Origin of the sequence: Acinetobacter sp. YH12052 (genome assembly GCF_013419835.1) — a bacterium.
Lineage (GTDB): Bacteria > Pseudomonadota > Gammaproteobacteria > Pseudomonadales > Moraxellaceae > Acinetobacter > Acinetobacter amyesii.
In genome coordinates this window covers 86570-102599 of record NZ_VOZI01000014.1, presented here as the reverse complement: position 1 = coordinate 102599, position 16030 = coordinate 86570, and the positions used below count along the sequence as shown (strand labels likewise).

The 16030-nt window shown below is 41.4% G+C and carries 16 protein-coding genes and 4 tRNA genes; 10 read left to right on the top strand and 10 right to left on the bottom strand.

The window, feature by feature from the left end; genetic code table 11:
- The first annotated feature begins 52 nt into the window (after positions 1-52).
- Positions 53-343, top strand: a complete 291-nt coding sequence (locus FTU06_RS12070; RefSeq protein WP_078189242.1) for an antibiotic biosynthesis monooxygenase — start codon at positions 53-55, stop codon at positions 341-343.
- Here the strand turns inward: FTU06_RS12070 and FTU06_RS12065 are convergent, their stop codons facing one another.
- A complete protein-coding gene (locus FTU06_RS12065; RefSeq protein ID WP_218954116.1) occupies positions 344-1201 on the bottom strand; it encodes an energy transducer TonB in 858 nt (285 codons plus the stop codon).
- Positions 1202-1459: 258 nt separating this feature from the next.
- On the opposite strand from FTU06_RS12065, the gene FTU06_RS12060 reads away from it, so the two are divergent.
- The 4 genes from FTU06_RS12060 (at position 1460) to FTU06_RS12045 (ending at position 4347) form a co-directional block, all read left to right on the top strand.
- Positions 1460-2143, top strand: coding sequence for a hypothetical protein (locus FTU06_RS12060; protein ID WP_180146849.1), 684 nt, complete (start codon positions 1460-1462; stop codon positions 2141-2143).
- Between the two features lie 157 nt (positions 2144-2300).
- Positions 2301-3014 carry a DUF3108 domain-containing protein gene (locus FTU06_RS12055; RefSeq protein ID WP_180146846.1) on the top strand — a complete coding sequence of 238 codons (714 nt, stop codon included), beginning with the start codon at positions 2301-2303 and terminating at the stop codon, positions 3012-3014.
- Between the two features lie 90 nt (positions 3015-3104).
- Complete coding sequence (locus tag FTU06_RS12050; protein ID WP_078189246.1) at positions 3105-3680, top strand: xanthine phosphoribosyltransferase; 576 nt, start codon at positions 3105-3107, stop codon at positions 3678-3680.
- Between the two features lie 268 nt (positions 3681-3948).
- Positions 3949-4347 (top strand): hypothetical protein, encoded by a 399-nt coding sequence (locus tag FTU06_RS12045; RefSeq protein WP_180049320.1) that lies wholly within the window; start codon positions 3949-3951, stop codon positions 4345-4347.
- A 109-nt stretch (positions 4348-4456) separates the two neighbouring features.
- Here FTU06_RS12045 and FTU06_RS12040 read toward each other — a convergent pair whose 3' ends face one another.
- Entirely contained in the window at positions 4457-4645 is a 189-nt protein-coding gene (locus FTU06_RS12040; protein ID WP_180146843.1) for a hypothetical protein, read from the bottom strand.
- A 317-nt stretch (positions 4646-4962) separates the two neighbouring features.
- On the bottom strand, positions 4963-5556 hold the full coding sequence (wrbA, locus tag FTU06_RS12035) for an NAD(P)H:quinone oxidoreductase (RefSeq protein ID WP_078192437.1): 594 nt from the start codon (positions 5554-5556) through the stop codon (positions 4963-4965).
- A 112-nt stretch (positions 5557-5668) separates the two neighbouring features.
- Here wrbA and FTU06_RS12030 point away from each other — a divergent pair, with 112 nt between their 5' ends.
- A complete protein-coding gene (locus FTU06_RS12030) occupies positions 5669-6916 on the top strand; it encodes a YihY family inner membrane protein (protein ID WP_078192438.1) in 1248 nt (415 codons plus the stop codon).
- Positions 6917-6969: 53 nt separating this feature from the next.
- On the opposite strand, the gene FTU06_RS12025 is transcribed toward FTU06_RS12030, so the two are convergent.
- The gene (locus FTU06_RS12025) at positions 6970-7899 is read right to left on the bottom strand and encodes a DMT family transporter (protein ID WP_373684706.1); all 930 of its coding nucleotides are present in this window, start codon (positions 7897-7899) and stop codon (positions 6970-6972) included.
- Between the two features lie 103 nt (positions 7900-8002).
- Between FTU06_RS12025 and FTU06_RS12020 the strand changes: the two genes are divergently transcribed.
- Positions 8003-8818 (top strand): helix-turn-helix domain-containing protein, encoded by an 816-nt coding sequence (locus FTU06_RS12020; protein ID WP_180146840.1) that lies wholly within the window; start codon positions 8003-8005, stop codon positions 8816-8818.
- Between the two features lie 95 nt (positions 8819-8913).
- Positions 8914-9687, top strand: coding sequence for a tetratricopeptide repeat protein (locus FTU06_RS12015; RefSeq protein WP_180049291.1), 774 nt, complete (start codon positions 8914-8916; stop codon positions 9685-9687).
- 52 nt (positions 9688-9739) lie between these two features.
- Here FTU06_RS12015 and FTU06_RS12010 read toward each other — a convergent pair whose 3' ends face one another.
- Both FTU06_RS12010 and FTU06_RS12005 read right to left on the bottom strand, forming a co-directional pair.
- Complete coding sequence (locus FTU06_RS12010) at positions 9740-10405, bottom strand: fumarylacetoacetate hydrolase family protein (protein WP_313044169.1); 666 nt, start codon at positions 10403-10405, stop codon at positions 9740-9742.
- A gap of 8 nt (positions 10406-10413) precedes the next feature.
- A complete protein-coding gene (locus tag FTU06_RS12005) occupies positions 10414-10911 on the bottom strand; it encodes a YcxB family protein (protein WP_180146836.1) in 498 nt (165 codons plus the stop codon).
- A gap of 155 nt (positions 10912-11066) precedes the next feature.
- Here FTU06_RS12005 and FTU06_RS12000 point away from each other — a divergent pair, with 155 nt between their 5' ends.
- The gene (locus FTU06_RS12000; RefSeq protein ID WP_180146833.1) at positions 11067-12371 is read left to right on the top strand and encodes an SRPBCC family protein; all 1305 of its coding nucleotides are present in this window, start codon (positions 11067-11069) and stop codon (positions 12369-12371) included.
- Positions 12372-12464: 93 nt separating this feature from the next.
- Here the strand turns inward: FTU06_RS12000 and FTU06_RS11995 are convergent.
- The 4 genes from FTU06_RS11995 to FTU06_RS11980 form a co-directional block, all read right to left on the bottom strand.
- Positions 12465-12541: transfer RNA gene (locus FTU06_RS11995), tRNA-Arg, on the bottom strand.
- A gap of 473 nt (positions 12542-13014) precedes the next feature.
- Positions 13015-13091, bottom strand: a tRNA-Arg gene (locus FTU06_RS11990).
- A 45-nt stretch (positions 13092-13136) separates the two neighbouring features.
- Positions 13137-13213, bottom strand: a tRNA-Arg gene (locus tag FTU06_RS11985).
- A gap of 15 nt (positions 13214-13228) precedes the next feature.
- Positions 13229-13318: transfer RNA gene (locus FTU06_RS11980), tRNA-Ser, on the bottom strand.
- Between the two features lie 268 nt (positions 13319-13586).
- Here FTU06_RS11980 and rnr point away from each other — a divergent pair.
- Positions 13587-16004, top strand: coding sequence for a ribonuclease R (gene rnr / locus FTU06_RS11975; RefSeq protein WP_180146829.1), 2418 nt, complete (start codon positions 13587-13589; stop codon positions 16002-16004).
- Positions 16005-16030 lie beyond the last annotated feature (26 nt).

The window sequence follows — 16030 nt, the reverse complement described above, 5'->3', positions numbered from 1 at the left end:
GCGAGCTCCGGCTCGCTTTTTTTATCGTCATAAAAAACAAGGAAGGAAAGATATGCAATATGTCGTGATTTTTAAAGCACGCATTCGTACGCTTGATGAGCTGTATTTTTCGACTGCACAGCAGCTTAGAGACAAAGCCTTGACACACTTTAACTGTCAACATTTTGAAGCGCTGACAGAGGGTGAGCATGAAATCGCCCTTTCCTACTGGAATACATTAGAAGACATTCGAGCTTGGCAACAAGATGCACAACATCTGGTCGCGCAACAATTGGGGAAAAACCAATGGTATGCGAGTTTTAGCGTCGAAATCTGCGAAGTTTTGCGACGCTATCACAACTGATTAACGCACCTCAAACTCTGCTTCTGCAGGATCAAAGCGCCAAGTACGCACAATACGAAGTTCTGAGATTTCTTTCATTTTGGCATCAAACAAACCAAAAGGTGCCGCCTTACGCACAGAGGTTTTTGCAGCTTCATCCAATAAGCTTGAACCTGAACTTTCGATCAAACGAATGGCACGAATCCCGCCATTACTGTTCAAAATAACCATTAAACGTACTTCACCGCGGAGCTGCTGCTGTTTTGCCGCTTCAGGATAATAACGGTTGCCATAAAACTCGACTTTTTCGCGGAATTTTTCCATATAGGCCGCAGAAACATCTTGCTTGGCTTGAATACCATCAATGGTTTTAATTTTTTGCTGACGGCTAAAGTTTTGCTGACGTTGTAAATATTGAGCTTCGATACTCGCCACCATCGCAGCCTTAGCCTGAAACTGACTATTCAACTCCTCAACGGCTTTTTTGCGACTGTTTTCTTCCGCTTGTTTTTGCCAACTCAAAGTTGTCATCAACACTTTATCTTCAAAGCTGAGCTCTTTCTTTTGTTGCAGTTGTTCTAAAGCTTCACTTTTTTGCTCACCGGCTTTTTGTTCAATCATCGGTGCAGGCATGTCACTCGACATCCGATGCGACTCACGGAATGTCCCCGAGCCCTGCTGATCGGCTTGCGCTAAAAAGTCTGCATGTTCAATTTTTTCCGTCGTTGGACGTAAAGAAACTGCAATTTCTTTGGTGTTATAGTCAGCCTCTTGGGGCAGGGTAAATTGCATGGTTAAAAATGCCAAATGCAACACAGCAGCAAACGCCAACGCAGTTGCAAATATGGGATCTTTCCACCACTCTTTCATCAAGGGCATGAACGTTATTTTTTTCAGCATCTCATTAAACCGACAATTTGCCGCATTCCCCAAACTGCTTAAAACAGTATAAAATAAAACTCGTATTCATTTTTTGATGAAAACGAGAAATCCATCAACACATCGATAATGCACAATTAAAATCATGAAAATGGTGCAATTTATTTTGCTAAACTGCAAGATCAAAACCTTGTGTTTTTATAGAAATCGACAAGATAAACATCGTTAAAAAACATAATTTGTCAGGATGCACTTCTTATGCAAACGCTAGTTTCCAATATCGCTAAACGTATACGTCAAGTGTACCAAAAAGCTGAAGGATTTATTGAAGATGAGCGTGAATTCCCAATGTCTCAAGTGTTTTTAAATGCGACATTTCAGCGCTTTGTGACCGATAATGTGAAAATGCTCAAAGACTTGCATGCTGACCTGCATGATGACTGGCTTCGACTGTATGCCACATTGGATTATAACGGGCTGATCATAACACTCTCTGTCGATTTAAAACTGGTACAGATGGAACTCAACAAACAAACCCAATTGATCGTATTTGAACAAATTAGTGATACACAAGTGATTGAAGCGAAGTATCCAAATGTTCTGTATAAGATGGGCGTGCGCATGGCGTTATGGTTCTATCAAAAAGTACTCAACCAAGATCCATTGGGTATGATTTTGGAAAAGCTCAATGTGATCAAAGTTAAAGATGATTTACTGTATTTAGACCTGAATCGCTGGCTCGGTAAAAATCGATCAATTATCGACACACTGGGCAAAGTCCATGTCAACCATGCTGTTTTACGTGAGGCCGAATTGGTGGTGATTGGTAATGTTAATTTAACCGCATTGTTCACCAAGATGTCGCAAGAACGGATTGAAGACTGGGATGATTCAAATTTAAAAGATGATGAAGTCACGCCTATAAAGCAAAAGGAAAGCTAGACTTATCCTGTACTTAGATATCTTGAGCCTATAAAACGCTACACAATATATACATTAGGCACGGATTTGTGACGTGATTCTCCACAATCCAGCCGCATAATAAACATATCAGGTGGTTTAGCCCACCGCACTTCTATTGAATAGGAAAACCATACTTATGGCACATTCAGTTTTGAAAAATTTAGGTCTTGTTGCTGGGGTATCGACTACACTGCTTTTGACTGGTTTCTCAAGTCAGTCATTTGCCATGAGTCCATTCCAAGCAAGCTACCAGTTTAATTACAACGGCAAAAACTTGGGTTCTGCAACACGTACCCTAAAACAATCTGGGAATAACTGGACGTATGTTTTCGCAGCAAAAGCTGGTGCGATGGCCTCTGCAACTGAAACCAGTCGTTTTAGTTTAAATGGCAGCCAAATTCACTCGAACAGCTTTAGCCGCAGCAGCAAAATTTTGGTGCACAACAACACCATGAATATTAATTTTAATGCGGGCGCAAAAACCATTAATACCAAAAAAGATGATAAAGCGCGTTCATTTGCGTGGAAAGCTGGTGTGTTAGATGAACTCAATGCTGAATTGCAAATTCGTGAAGATTTAAAAAATGGTGGTTTGAAATCGAATTACTACATTGCCGATGCCAAAGAGGTTGAAGCTCGTAAGTTCGTGAAACAAGGCACTGAAAAAGTGAAAACCACTTACGGCACTTTTGATACCGTGAAAGTTGTGATGCGTCATGACAAACCAGGCCGTCAAACGACTTTCTGGTTAGCGCCAAAACTGGATTATCTACCTGTCAAAGTTTCCCACCAAGACAATAAAACCTCTTACGGTTTATTGTTAACGGGCTATAAAGGTGCAACAAATTAATTGATTTGATCAATTTCGCTTGCATTTTTCACGGTGCTTTTTAAAATACGCTTTTGCTTTAAAAAGCACCTGCCCCTCGAGGATTCTCCCGTGCACGCTCTGGAACAGAAAATCTTAGCTGAAGGTATCGTTCTCTCTGAAGAAGTTCTGAAAGTCGATTCTTTCCTGAACCACCAAATTGACCCTGTGATGATGCAACAAATTGGTCAAGAATTTGCCCGTCTTTTTAAAGATGCTGGCATCACAAAAATCATTACGATTGAAGCATCAGGTATTGCACCTGCAGTAATGGCTGGTCTTGAACTTGGTGTTCCTGTGATTTTTGCACGTAAATATCAATCTTTGACCTTAAAAGATGATTTGTATCGCTCAAAAGTGTTTTCTTTTACCAAACAAACTGAAAGCACGATCGCGATTTCTAAAAAGCACATCAATGCTGAAGATAAAGTTTTAGTGATTGATGACTTCTTGGCCAATGGTCAAGCGGCTTTAGGTCTTGCAGATCTTATTCATCAAGCAAGTGCTGAAGTATTGGGTATCGGTATCGTGATTGAAAAATCATTCCAACCTGGTCGTGATATTTTGCTTGAAAAAGGTTATCGCGTTGAATCATTGGCACGTGTGAAATCACTGGCGAATGGTACAGTTGAATTTGTTCGTGACTAAGTTTGCGTTCAAAAGAAAAAAGAACACATCGGGTGTTCTTTTTTTTGCTAAAAATTTGCCATTAAGGTGACATAAAGCGCACTTTTTAACGCCTTAGTTACAAGCAGACAAAACATCGGTGTGCAAAACTCGATAAAATTCAGGAAAATCGTTGCATTTGATCGAATGGGTCAACTACTCATCTGTCAAATTACATTATGCTGCACCATAAATTCGGCCACTTTATTTTTTAAGGCTATGGAAAGTTATGAATACAGAAGAGCAAAACATGGAAACGACAGTTAAATGTCCAAAATGTGGATCAACCCATATTGAAAAGCGTAACCATGAACAAAACTTACAAAAAATTGGTGGTGTCTTACTCAGTGGTGCAGGAACTGCTGCAGGGACTGTCGGTGGTGCGGCATCTGGCGCATCTATTGGTGCTGCGATTGGTGGTGTGACTGCTGGCCCACTTGGCGTGATTATGGGCGGAACCATCGGGACTTTTGTTGGTGCAATTAGCGTCGGTATCACAGGCGGTTTCCTCGGACACCGTTTTGGTAAAAAAGCCGGCGTGATCGTCGATCAAAATATTTTTCTCGACTACCAATGTTTAGATTGCAAACAGCGCTTTGAAGTTGAGCAACAGCCTGAAGACGCTGCAAAGACTTCGGATCAAGACTAATTTCGATATTAAAAAAGAGCGCATCAGCGCTCTTTTTTAATAGGTTATTGTTTTTCTAATATGTATTTCTAGTCTATTGAAATACTATTCGAAAACCATGGCGAATCAATTATTTTGAAACATCAGTTAAAGATTTTGAGTCCACTTTAACTTGATCTTGTTTCGCCAAAAATTCTTTTTCTTCAGCTTTTTTCTCTTGCGGGAAATCCATACTGTGCAAAACTGGCATTGCCGTACACAAGGAAGATGCAGCCAATACGGAACACAGGAAAATCATTCGAAAATTAATAAAAGACATCACACACCCCAAAGAAGAAATTTAAATACAAATCATGTAATCAAAAAATAAAAATAACGCGCCCAAAAAGACAGCAAAAATCGATTCAAGGCCATCACTGAGCAGGCTGTATTTAAAAACTTTCAATATGTTATTGATATCACTTATTTTGGGTATTTTAAGAATAGTTCGACAGATTTATTTTTATATTTTTGGGCGCAAATACAATATCGTAAATAAAAGAAATCACACGTAAAAAAGCAAGAAAAGTGCAATATTTAAGCCTTTTCTTGCCCGTTCGCTACAAAGTTAGCGCAACTTCCTAGAGCAAGTAAGTATCAAATCAACTTTTTGACCACTTCGCCTAGGCGTTTACCCTGCTCTTCACATAAGTTTCGCTCATCTTGACTCAATGACTGATCATGGCGCGGACCACTGACATGGCTTGCACCATAGGGCGTACCACCCGTTTTGGTATTCGATAATGCAGGATGGGCATTACTTAAACCCATAACCATCATTCCATGATGGAACAAAGGCGGCAGCATGGTCAGCAAAGTACTTTCCTGTCCGCCATGCATTGAACCTGAACTGGTAAACACACAGGCAGGTTTGCCATGTAATGCGCCATTGAGCCAAAGCGCTGTGGTTTGATCCCAGAAATATTTCATTTCCGACGCCATATTACCAAAACGTGTTGGCGAACCAAGGGCTAAACCTGAGCAATGCGCTAAGTCATCTAAGCTACAGTAAATATCGCCTTCGGCAGGAATACTGGGCTGCACGTCAGTCACCACAGTAGATAAATTTGGAACGGTTCGTATTTTTACTGCCATTCCAGACGCTTCAATTCCATTGGCAATTAAATGTGCCATCTCACGTGTTGAACCATATTTGCTGTAATACAACACCAGTACATAAGCTTGCGTCATTTTTATAAATTCAATGAAAAAAGAAAACTATACGGTATTTTTCCTATTTTTTGGTTAAGCTAAGTGATGAAAATTGCATAAACATGACTAAAATAACTCGAGACTTGAACGAATGATCGAAGCATTTTTAAAAAAACTTCCCTTTTACGACAAGAAATGGTTTCAGTTTGTTTTATTTGTCATTCGACGTTTTGAAGCCGATCGCTGCCGTGAACAAGCAGGATCATTAACCTATACCACCTTGTTTGCAGTGGTACCCATGTTGACCGTATTCTTGGTCATCATCTCCTCAATTAAAGCTTTAGAACCTGCTCGTCAACAGCTTCAACAATTGATTTATAGTAATTTCCTACCGAAAACGACAATTGCTTTTGATAAAGCACTGAATGCATTCACCGATAAATCCAGTAACCTGACTGTTATTGGTGTACTGTTTTTATTCATTACCACAGTTATGATGCTGACCAGCATTGAGACAGTATTTAACCGAATTTGGCGGGTGCGTGAGACACGTGGCGGCATTATTGGCTTTATGCGCTATTGGACTATTATCTCATTAGGCCCAATCTTACTGGGTAGCGCATTTGTTGTGTCATCTACCTTGGCCTCTATGAATGTCCTCAGCAATAATTTTGCCGGCTATGAACTGGATGGGGCTTTTCTGCTGTGGATCTTGTCTTTTTCATTGACCATTTTAGGTTTTTTCATTCTGTATTGGACGATTCCCAACCGCAGTGTGCCGATTAAGGCGGCGCTGATCGCGGGTGTCTTTAGTGCCGTGGTATTTGAATTACTCAAAAACCTCTTTGGTTTTGTCATGTCAAATTTCACCAGTTATCAAATCGTTTACGGTGCTTTTGCTGCAGTGCCAATTTTCCTGCTTTGGATATTCCTTTCATGGAATATCGTACTGATTGGGGTAGAAATTAGTTATGCACTGACCGCTTTCAATTCGGGCAACGACCAAAAACGTCATCCTGTTATTATGTTGATGGATTTGCTTGAATTATTTTATAAAAAGCAAAAACTCGGTCAGAGCGTGACAGAAAAAGAAGCGCTTGAGGTTTTAGGGCGTGATGAAATCGGCCGCCTGCCAAGCTATATTTTATTGTTTGAAGAGCAACACCTGATTAAACGTACAGATGATGATCATTATGTTTTAGTTCGTAATTTAACCCAAGTGGACTTTTGGAGTTTTTACAGTAAGCTGCCCTATCCGCTCCCTAAACGGCAAGATTTAGGTCGCGTCGATCCAGATGATGTTTGGATGGAAAAAATTGGGCCGCAACTGGTCGAATCGGATGATTATCTCGCGGCCAAACTCTCGATTCCACTTGCGACTATTTTTGAAGAAAAATAAGCGTAAATAAAAAAAGGAGAGCCGTAGCTCTCCTTTTTTATTTATACATGATCTTAGGTCGCTGTGCGCTGACGTCCCATCAATTTAGCTAACCATCGATGCAAGGTTACCGTCATCACCCCGACCATTACTAAGGCCGTCCCCAAGATAAAGTTCAGTTCAATCGTTTCGTTTAAGATCAATACACCAAAGACCAGACCAAAGATTGGGGTAAGGAATGAAAATACGCCCAGACCATTGGCCAGATATTTACTTAACAGCCAAAACCACAGCATCAGACTGAAAAATGAAATAATGAGCACATGAAAAATCATGCTGCTGATGGACAGCACCGTCCAATGTACAGTCATTTGTCCTGTCAGCCACGCCACGGGTAATAAAAATACACAACCACCAACCAACTGATAAAACAAGGTCTGAGTCGGAGGTGCATCAGACAGTTTGGTGAGTCTTAATGAAATGGTGGTCAAGGCCCACATCACCCCTGCAAGTAATGCCATCGCATCACCCAACAGGGCTTGAGTGTTGACTGTAGTGCTACTTTCACGTCCCATAAACGACAGGACAATACCTGAAAAGGCAATAAAAATACCGACCCACTGGATCGCTGTAAGCTTTTCTTCAGGCAACTTCCAATGTAAACCTAATGCCACGAATATCGGTGCGGTATAGAGCAAGACAACAGTATGTGATGCAGAGGTATAGCGCAGGGATTCTGCCACTAAAATAAATTCAGCTGAAAATAAAAACGCCAACCAGATACCCGGTAGCAAGTATTCGCGTGTATATAAATGTGTCCCCGGCTTGAGACGAATCAGTGGAAAGACCAACAGCGCAGCCAAACCCGATCGAATGGCAATTTGCATGATCGGCGCAATATCAACCGCGGCCAATTTCAAAATGACCTGTTGAATCCCTAAAATCATGCACAAAATAATCATCAGACCAGAAGCTTTTGCATCTAGCGCCTTACGCTGTTCCACACTATTTACTCAACAATACGACAAGCAACACTATAGAACTGTCAGAAATAAAATATATACTTCAAAATAGACAAGTGATCTTCTTATTCAGGCAAAATTTCTCATGCGTCATAAAGCTCGTGCAGATCATACGCAGTTCCAACAACTTCCCACCAACGATGAAATTCAAGCAGCGCTATGGATCAGTTTTCGTGACGATCCTGCATTGTCTGTTTATCCCGTCCACGGTCATGCTTGGGGTGAATTTGTCTATGCCTTTAATGGCGTGATGGAAGTAAACATCAATCAGATAGACTATATTACTCCACCGCCTTATGGCATTTGGCTTCCCCCACACTTAGAACATAGTGGTTTAAATCGTACTGCAGTTTCACATGGCACCTTATATGTACATGAATCTCTATGCACCCACTTGCCGAAACAACCGGGGATTTTACTCAGCTCACCTTTAGTTACAGCGATATTCAGCCATTTGCGTCTGTTGCATCAACAAGCCGATCTCATGGAAAATACCGCCGAGTATCAACGCTTACTCCATGTGATCTTAGATCAACTGCATCAAGCCAAACTGGTCAGTAGTTATTTACCGCATTCGGATCACCCTGCCCTCAAACAGCTGCTTGATTATTTACATCAACATCCTGCAGATCAGAGCGCGCTTGAGCAATTGGCAAAGCGGATAAATATGACGGAACGTACTCTGGCGCGTTATTGTCAAAAAGAACTTGGGATGTCCCTGCATGAATGGCGACAACGTCTCAAAGTCATGAAAGCCATGTCCATGCTCAACGCAGGCCAAACCGTCGAAAATATTGCCTTAGAACTTGGCTATGCCAATGCCTCAGCGTTTATAAATATGTTTAAAAAATGGATGCTTTGCACCCCAGATCAGTTTAGGAAATCCGTTTTAAAGCCCTAAATGTGTTTAAATTTAGCTATAAGTGTCTCTATAAAGTGATTCAACAATCCGTTAAGATCAAAAAATCTACGAAAATGATAATAATTCCATTTCAAATGAATAAAAAAACCATTTTAGCGCTGTGTTTATCTGCCGTATTTTTAACGGCTTGTAGTTCCAAAGAACAGCGTGAATTTAAATCTGCACTCAAAACCGCTCAAAGTGGTGATGCGACTGCGCAAATGAAAGTGGGTGATTTATACCTCAGTGGAACGGGCACAGAACAAAATATCGAACAAAGTGTACATTGGTACAAAGCTGCTGCGGATCAAGGCACTACGGACGCATTCGCATGGTTGATGACCCAAGCTTATCAAGGCAACCCGCATGCAGATCAAGTGATTCGAAAGATGCAGCAAGATGGCAATATTTTCCTTGCACACTGGGTGCTAGACCTTGCAAAAAAGACTCATGATCCTGCTGCTGAATATACCGTTGGTTGGATGTACGACACTGGAAAAGGCTTAATTCAAGATAAGCACCAAGCGCAAATTTGGTATGAAAAAGCTGCCAAACAAAAGAATGTCGAAGCAATCAAAGTCTTGGGAAATCAACATTATTTTTCTGAACATCCTTCGTCTACACCCGACAAAGCAGCTGAATATTTAAGCTATGCCGCAGAACAAGGGCAAGATGCTGACGCGGCGATGAAAATGGCACATTATTATCATTATGATATTCGAGATGGTGAAAAAGCGCGACAATGGTATGCCAAAGCAGGTGCATTGGGAGACACTGACTCACAGCATATGGCCGAGACCTATGAAGCATGGAAAGATACTGGTCCTTTACAACCGAATGAGCCACCGCCATCAAGCAGTACCGAATAGATCAATCAAAAAAGGCTGCATTAAGCAGCCTTTTTTGTATTTTTTTCACAGATTATTTGACAAAAGTTGTCCAAACAAAATCCTGATTTTTGCCTTTCAGGGTCATTTTCAACTGCTCACCTGACTGTAGTGCCGCGACACCCGCAGGCGTACCCGTCATGACCACATCACCCGCTTCAAGACTAAACACTTGGCTAATATCTGCCAACAAAGTACCCACATCAAAAATCAGCAATGCAGTATCACCGTTCTGGCGCAGTTCATCATTGACATGCAAGGTGTAATGCACATCTTTCCAATCTTGAACCACCTCTTGAACATCGACCCAATCCGCAAGGATGCAAGAACCATCATAAGCTTTGGCACGCTCCCAAGGCTGACCTTTTTTCTTTAAGTCATCTTGTAGATCACGCAAGGTCAGGTCTAGCCCCAAAGTCACAGCTCCGACTGCTTCTAAGGCTTTGCGTGGATCAGTTTCAGCCGATAAAGGACGATCAATACGTAAACTTAATTCGCATTCATAGTGGCAACTGCCCCATGCAGGATTCCATGAGATGCCTTGCTCTAATGCGGTTAATGCACTTGGCGGCTTCATAAAAAGCACAGGACGGTCAGGAATTGCATTGCCTAATTCTTTGGCATGATCTGCATAACTACGACCGACGCAAACAATTTTAGATGGACGTGACTGCATACTACTCCCTCTTTTGTTATGAATAGATTGTCTTAGTGCTGAAAAGTATTGGTAAAAATCGCTTGGTCCGCAGTATCTTTAAATGCACTTTTCGGCACAATAATCACGGTTTTATTTTTCAGCTCAAGCATATAAGTCAATTTGCCTTCAGCAAAATTGGCCACTTCAGCATAATGGAAGATATTCTTACGACCATTGGCATGAATTTCTGCATAGTCTTGAAATAAATCAATACCTTGTTCACTTTTACCTAATTGGTACTTTACAAACTGGCGTTTAAACATCATCGGTAAAAACCAATAACGCATGATACCTTGAAGAAGTAAAAAGAAAGCACCCAGCCCAACATAGTAGGTACCGACACCATCTACACCCAAGTAAAAACCCCAGATGATAATCCCAAAGCTAATGGCTGGCGTTAAAAAACGCGTAAATTGCTTTTTGCCAAAAGTTGCTAGTGCAAAACCATCCTGTGATTCTTCTAGATTTAAAAAATAGCGCAGCGATAATGCAGGTAGATTTTCAGACATAAGCGTATGAATATTTAAAAATGAATTGCGCTAAATACTACACCACAATTCAAACTTGCTTCATGCTTTTTAATAGTCGGTTGTAACACTTCCCTTCGATCTAGAAATACGTTAAAAACAGCTACAAATAAAAGATTGCATACGCAGGATGTGACATGCAGATAACAAAAATAATCATGGTGCTGGTGTTTCTGAGTGGACTGAGCATATCGACCAGTTGGGCCAAATTCGTTCAATGGCAGCCCCAGATCCCCAGTAGTTTGGACTTATTTAATGGCAATGCCAAAGCCTTGGCAAATCTTGCCGGTGATCACATCGTGATTTTTGCACATCCCTCACAGCAGATTAGTCTACCCACGATGAAAGCAGGTCAAAAAGTCATTGGTAAATTTCAAAGTGCCGCCGTGGTTGTCCCAACCAACAGTAAAAATGTGGCGAGATTACTCAGTAATTATCCAAACTATGCTGGCTTATTTCCCACGCTAAAATCTGCTGAGGTTTTGCAACAACAAGGTTCAACCAGCCAAGTTGAATATCGAATCCATATCCCGACACCAATTCCGGTTTTAAACTTTAAAGAAACCGTGGTGATACAGCACCAAATTCAGCACAACAGCATTAATAGTTTGGTTCTAGAAGCACCAGTGCCCTTTGGTGCAGGGAAAATTGAATGGTTTGAGATTGACGCACAACACACCTTGATTAGTGTGACCCAATGGGGCGATTTAAATCAGCCCAAAGGTTTTTTGTTTAGCAAAATATTAAATGCCTTACCCGATGCCAAATTAGGGATTCCTGCGGGAACCAATGGTTTTTTACTCGAATCGTTACAGCGCCGATTTAAAACCTTTAGCAGTGAAACTCTCGCTGCAAATCAATTGCCTGAACTCAAATTAAATGCCTCTCAAATCGACAAGGTCACTCAATTAAGTCAAAGCTCGAAAGAACCTGTGTCCTTTATTTTGACAGCGCAGCGCGTTCCCTTTGGGCAAAATTATGAATTGATGCGCTTTAGCACCAGTTTTCAATATTATGCACAAGAGCCTTCGAGCTTACAGCGCTGGATTAATGTGTCTTCGTTCAAGCACTTATTTCCAAGACAAGTCAAACATATGCAAGTGCAGAAAATTAATCCGCACCTCATGGATGCCGACTATAAAATTTCGGTGGGTTTAGGTGTGATCAATATTCCCTTTGATTTTAAGATGCGTTTTAACTATCCCGACTTACTGCAAAATCAATACACCGCAACAGGTGGGGACTTAAAGTTTGTCCGAGGTGCAATGCATATTCGCCCCTTACAACAAGGGTCGTTATTACAATTGACCAGTGCGGTGAAGATTGATGACAAAGCACCGTTTTTACTTCGTGCTATGCGCAGTATGCCGTATCACGACATGTTACCGGCTTTAGGCGGAAATACGGTCTTTGCACTCAAAGTTAAACAGAAGTTAAGTTAGAACCTTGAGTGATGAGCTGAATTTATTGTTTTTAGCTATATTTCAGACACAAAAAAACCGCAACATGTGCGGTTTTTTCAATCTTGATCAAGTTGGTGCGCTCAGAGAGATTCGAACTCCCGACCCCTTAGTTCGTAGCCAAGTGCTCTATCCAGCTGAGCTATGAGCGCGACGTCTTGATGAGGCTCATTATACGTGATTTTTATTTTTTGTTAAGAGCTTTTTCATATAAATTTAACTAAACGCACAGCAAATAAACAATTACTCTTTAAACACGTTCAAAATCATCCTGATTTACTTTTTTAATGGCTTTTGAATCACAAGTTTGAAATTTAAACTTAGCAATACTCACGTATAAATGCTCAAAATGGATAACAAATATATTGCCCTCATTGAATCACGGCTTTAACTCACCCAACTTTTCTTTATCTTAGCTTTAAAAAAATGCATCACCATGAACATCTGAAATAAGCGTTAATCTGTTGAAGAAAGCAAATGGAATAGAACGCTTTATAAAAGCAAAAGACAAAAGACAAAAGACAAAAGACAAAAGACAAAAGACAAAAGACAAAAGACAGGCTGCATCAAAACGATAAATCACAGGCACAAAAAAACCGCAACATGTGCGGTAATTTGTTCAAGTTGGTGCGCTCAGAGAGATTCGAACTCCCGACCCCTTAGTTCGTAGCCAAGTGCTCTATCCAGCTGAGCTATGAGCGCGTAACTTGTGTCGTCTTAAAAGACTACGTTTTCAGATTTACTTATTGGTGCGCTCAGAGAGATTCGAACTCCCGACCCCTTAGTTCGTAGCCAAGTGCTCTATCCAGCTGAGCTATGAGCGCGACATAAGTAAATCGTGGCGGTGAGAGAGGGATTCGAACCCTCGATACAGTTGCCCGTATGCATCCTTAGCAGGGATGTGGTTTCAGCCACTCACCCATCTCACCGTAACGTGCCGCCATAATACAAAGATCATGATACGACTGCAAGCACAGTCGTTATATTTTTTTCATTTTTTTACTCAATTAGATATTTTTTAAACGATTTTCAAAAAATTAGTGCAAAATTAGTTCAGCACGCACTGCTGTCCTCTACTTTTCAGCTTTAAACCTTATAAAATATCGGCATAAAACACTTTATTGCAATCAATTGCGTGCAGTATCTGCTTGCATGACTTATGCTAATCCTAATCTTCTGATTTGAAGCCAAATACATATGAAAAACTGGGTCGATCCTGAAGCAAAAGCTGAAGCCGAACGTTATGACAATCCAATTCCAAGCCGTACTCTAATTCAAGAGACGATTGAACAACTGAAAACTGCAATGTCGCATGCCGATCTTGTAGAACATTTTGAAATTGCCGATCAAAAAAGTATTGATGCACTGAGTCATCGTCTGATTGCGATGGTTCGAGATGGTCAGTTGATGAAAGATGGATTTAAGTTCCAGCTTGCAGCTGAGCAACCGACTCATGAAGCAACGGTTTATATCAACTCAAAAGGTTTAGGCACAGCCAATATTAGCGGTGAAGATGACCTTTTACTTCCTGAACGTGAGTTGCGTCAGGTGTTTAATGGTGACCGTGTTAAAGTCCGCCAAACATCGGTAGACCGTAAAGGCAAGGCATGGGGCTTTATTACTGAAGTTCTACAGCATCGTGTCAAAGAAATTATTGGTAAAGTGTCTGAATATGAAGGTGAATATTTTATTCAACCGGCAAATCCCAATGCACACCAACCGATTACTTTAGAAAAAGAATTAATCGAGCATGCCAAAGTCAAACTCGGCGACTCTGTGCGTATTGCGATTGACAGCTACCCAACCAAAGAAGAATTTGCGACAGGTCATATTGTTCAGTCGATGGCAGATAAAGCAGACACTGAAATTATTATTCCACAAACCATTTTAGAGTTTGGTTTACCTTACGAATTCCCTGAAGCGGTACAACAAGAAGCCAACAGCTTTAAAGAACCCTCAGAACAAGATCGTGAAGATCGTGTCGACTTACGTGATTTAGCGCTTGTCACCATTGATGGTGAAGATGCCCGCGACTTCGATGATGCCGTGTATGCGGAAAAACGTCCGGGTGGTGGTTATCGTGTTGTCGTGGCAATTGCCGATGTCAGCCATTATGTACGTCCGGGTAAACCGCTCGATGACGAAGCTCAAGAGCGCGGTACATCGGTGTACTTCCCTCATTTTGTATTGCCGATGTTGCCTGAAGCGCTGTCGAATGGTTTATGTTCTTTGAACCCACACCTAGACCGCTTATGTATGGTTTGTGATTTAAACTTATCTCGCGCAGGCCGTGTTACCAAGTTTGAATTCTACCCAGGTGTGATGCATTCAAAAGCTCGTTTGACCTATACCCAAGTTGCCGAATATTTTGAAGGTAATAGTCAAGCGATTCCTGAAGACCGTGATGTGCGTAAATCGGTCAATACCTTATTCCAATTGTATCAAGTGTTGAAAGGCTTACGTGCTGAACGCCACGCGATGGAATTTGAAACCGTTGAAACTTATATGACTTTTGATGAGCTTGGCGGTATTAATGAAATCTTACCGCGTAGCCGTAATGATGCACATAAGTTAATTGAAGAATGCATGTTGTTGGCAAACGTCGCAGCGGCAGAATATGCATTAAAAAACGAAATTCCGATGCTGTACCGTGTGCATGAACCACCTGAGTTCTCACGTATTCAAAAGGTTCGTGATTTTGTGAAGTTATTGGGGCTGCCATTCCCTGAACAGCCGACTCAAGCTGACTATCAAGCCGTGATTGATGCCACCAAAGACCGTATTGATGCTCCAAGCATTCATGCCGTTTTACTCCGCTCAATGATGCAAGCTTATTATGGCGCGAACAATGCAGGTCACTTTGGCTTGGCTTATGAAGCGTATACGCATTTCACATCTCCAATCCGTCGTTATCCAGACTTGTTACTGCACCGTGCCATCAAAGCACAATTGAAGAAAAAACCTTATCCAATTTCTGGTGCTTCGCTGGATGATGCAGGTGAACACTTCTCTGCGACCGAGCGCCGTGCTGATGAAGCTTCACGTTCTGTCACTACATGGTTGAAGTGCCATTACATGCAGCAGCATTTGGGTGAAGAGTTTGTCGGTACCATCAGTGCAACTGCTGAATTTGGCCTGTTTGTAACGCTCAAAGACTTATATGTTGATGGCATGATCCACGTCAGCCAATTGGGTGATGACTTCTTTGTCTATGACCAACCAAGTCAGAGCTTAATTGGTCAATCTCGCGGTCAAGTTTTCAGTCTCGGCGATGAAGTGAAAATTAAAGTTGCTGGTGTAAATCTAGAAGAGCGCAAAATCGACTTTGAATTGATTCAACAATTGAGCCATGCAGGCCGTGCTATTCGCGCGCGTGCCCCTCGTGTTGCAAAACCCACAGCCAAAGAAGAAGTCTTTTCAGAGCGTAAAACCAACGTTGCTGAAGATGGAGAACAGCCCATACGACGCAAAAAAGACAAAGGAAAACCCAGCTCCTACAGCCAAAAACCTGCTAAAAAATCTGCAACAAAGTCTGAAGCGAAGGCTAAAGATAAAGTGAAGAAAAAGTTAAAAGTAAAAAAGAAAAAATCCAATGCAAAATCATCTGCGGATTAAGGTTTAAATCAAGAGCGCTTCGGCGC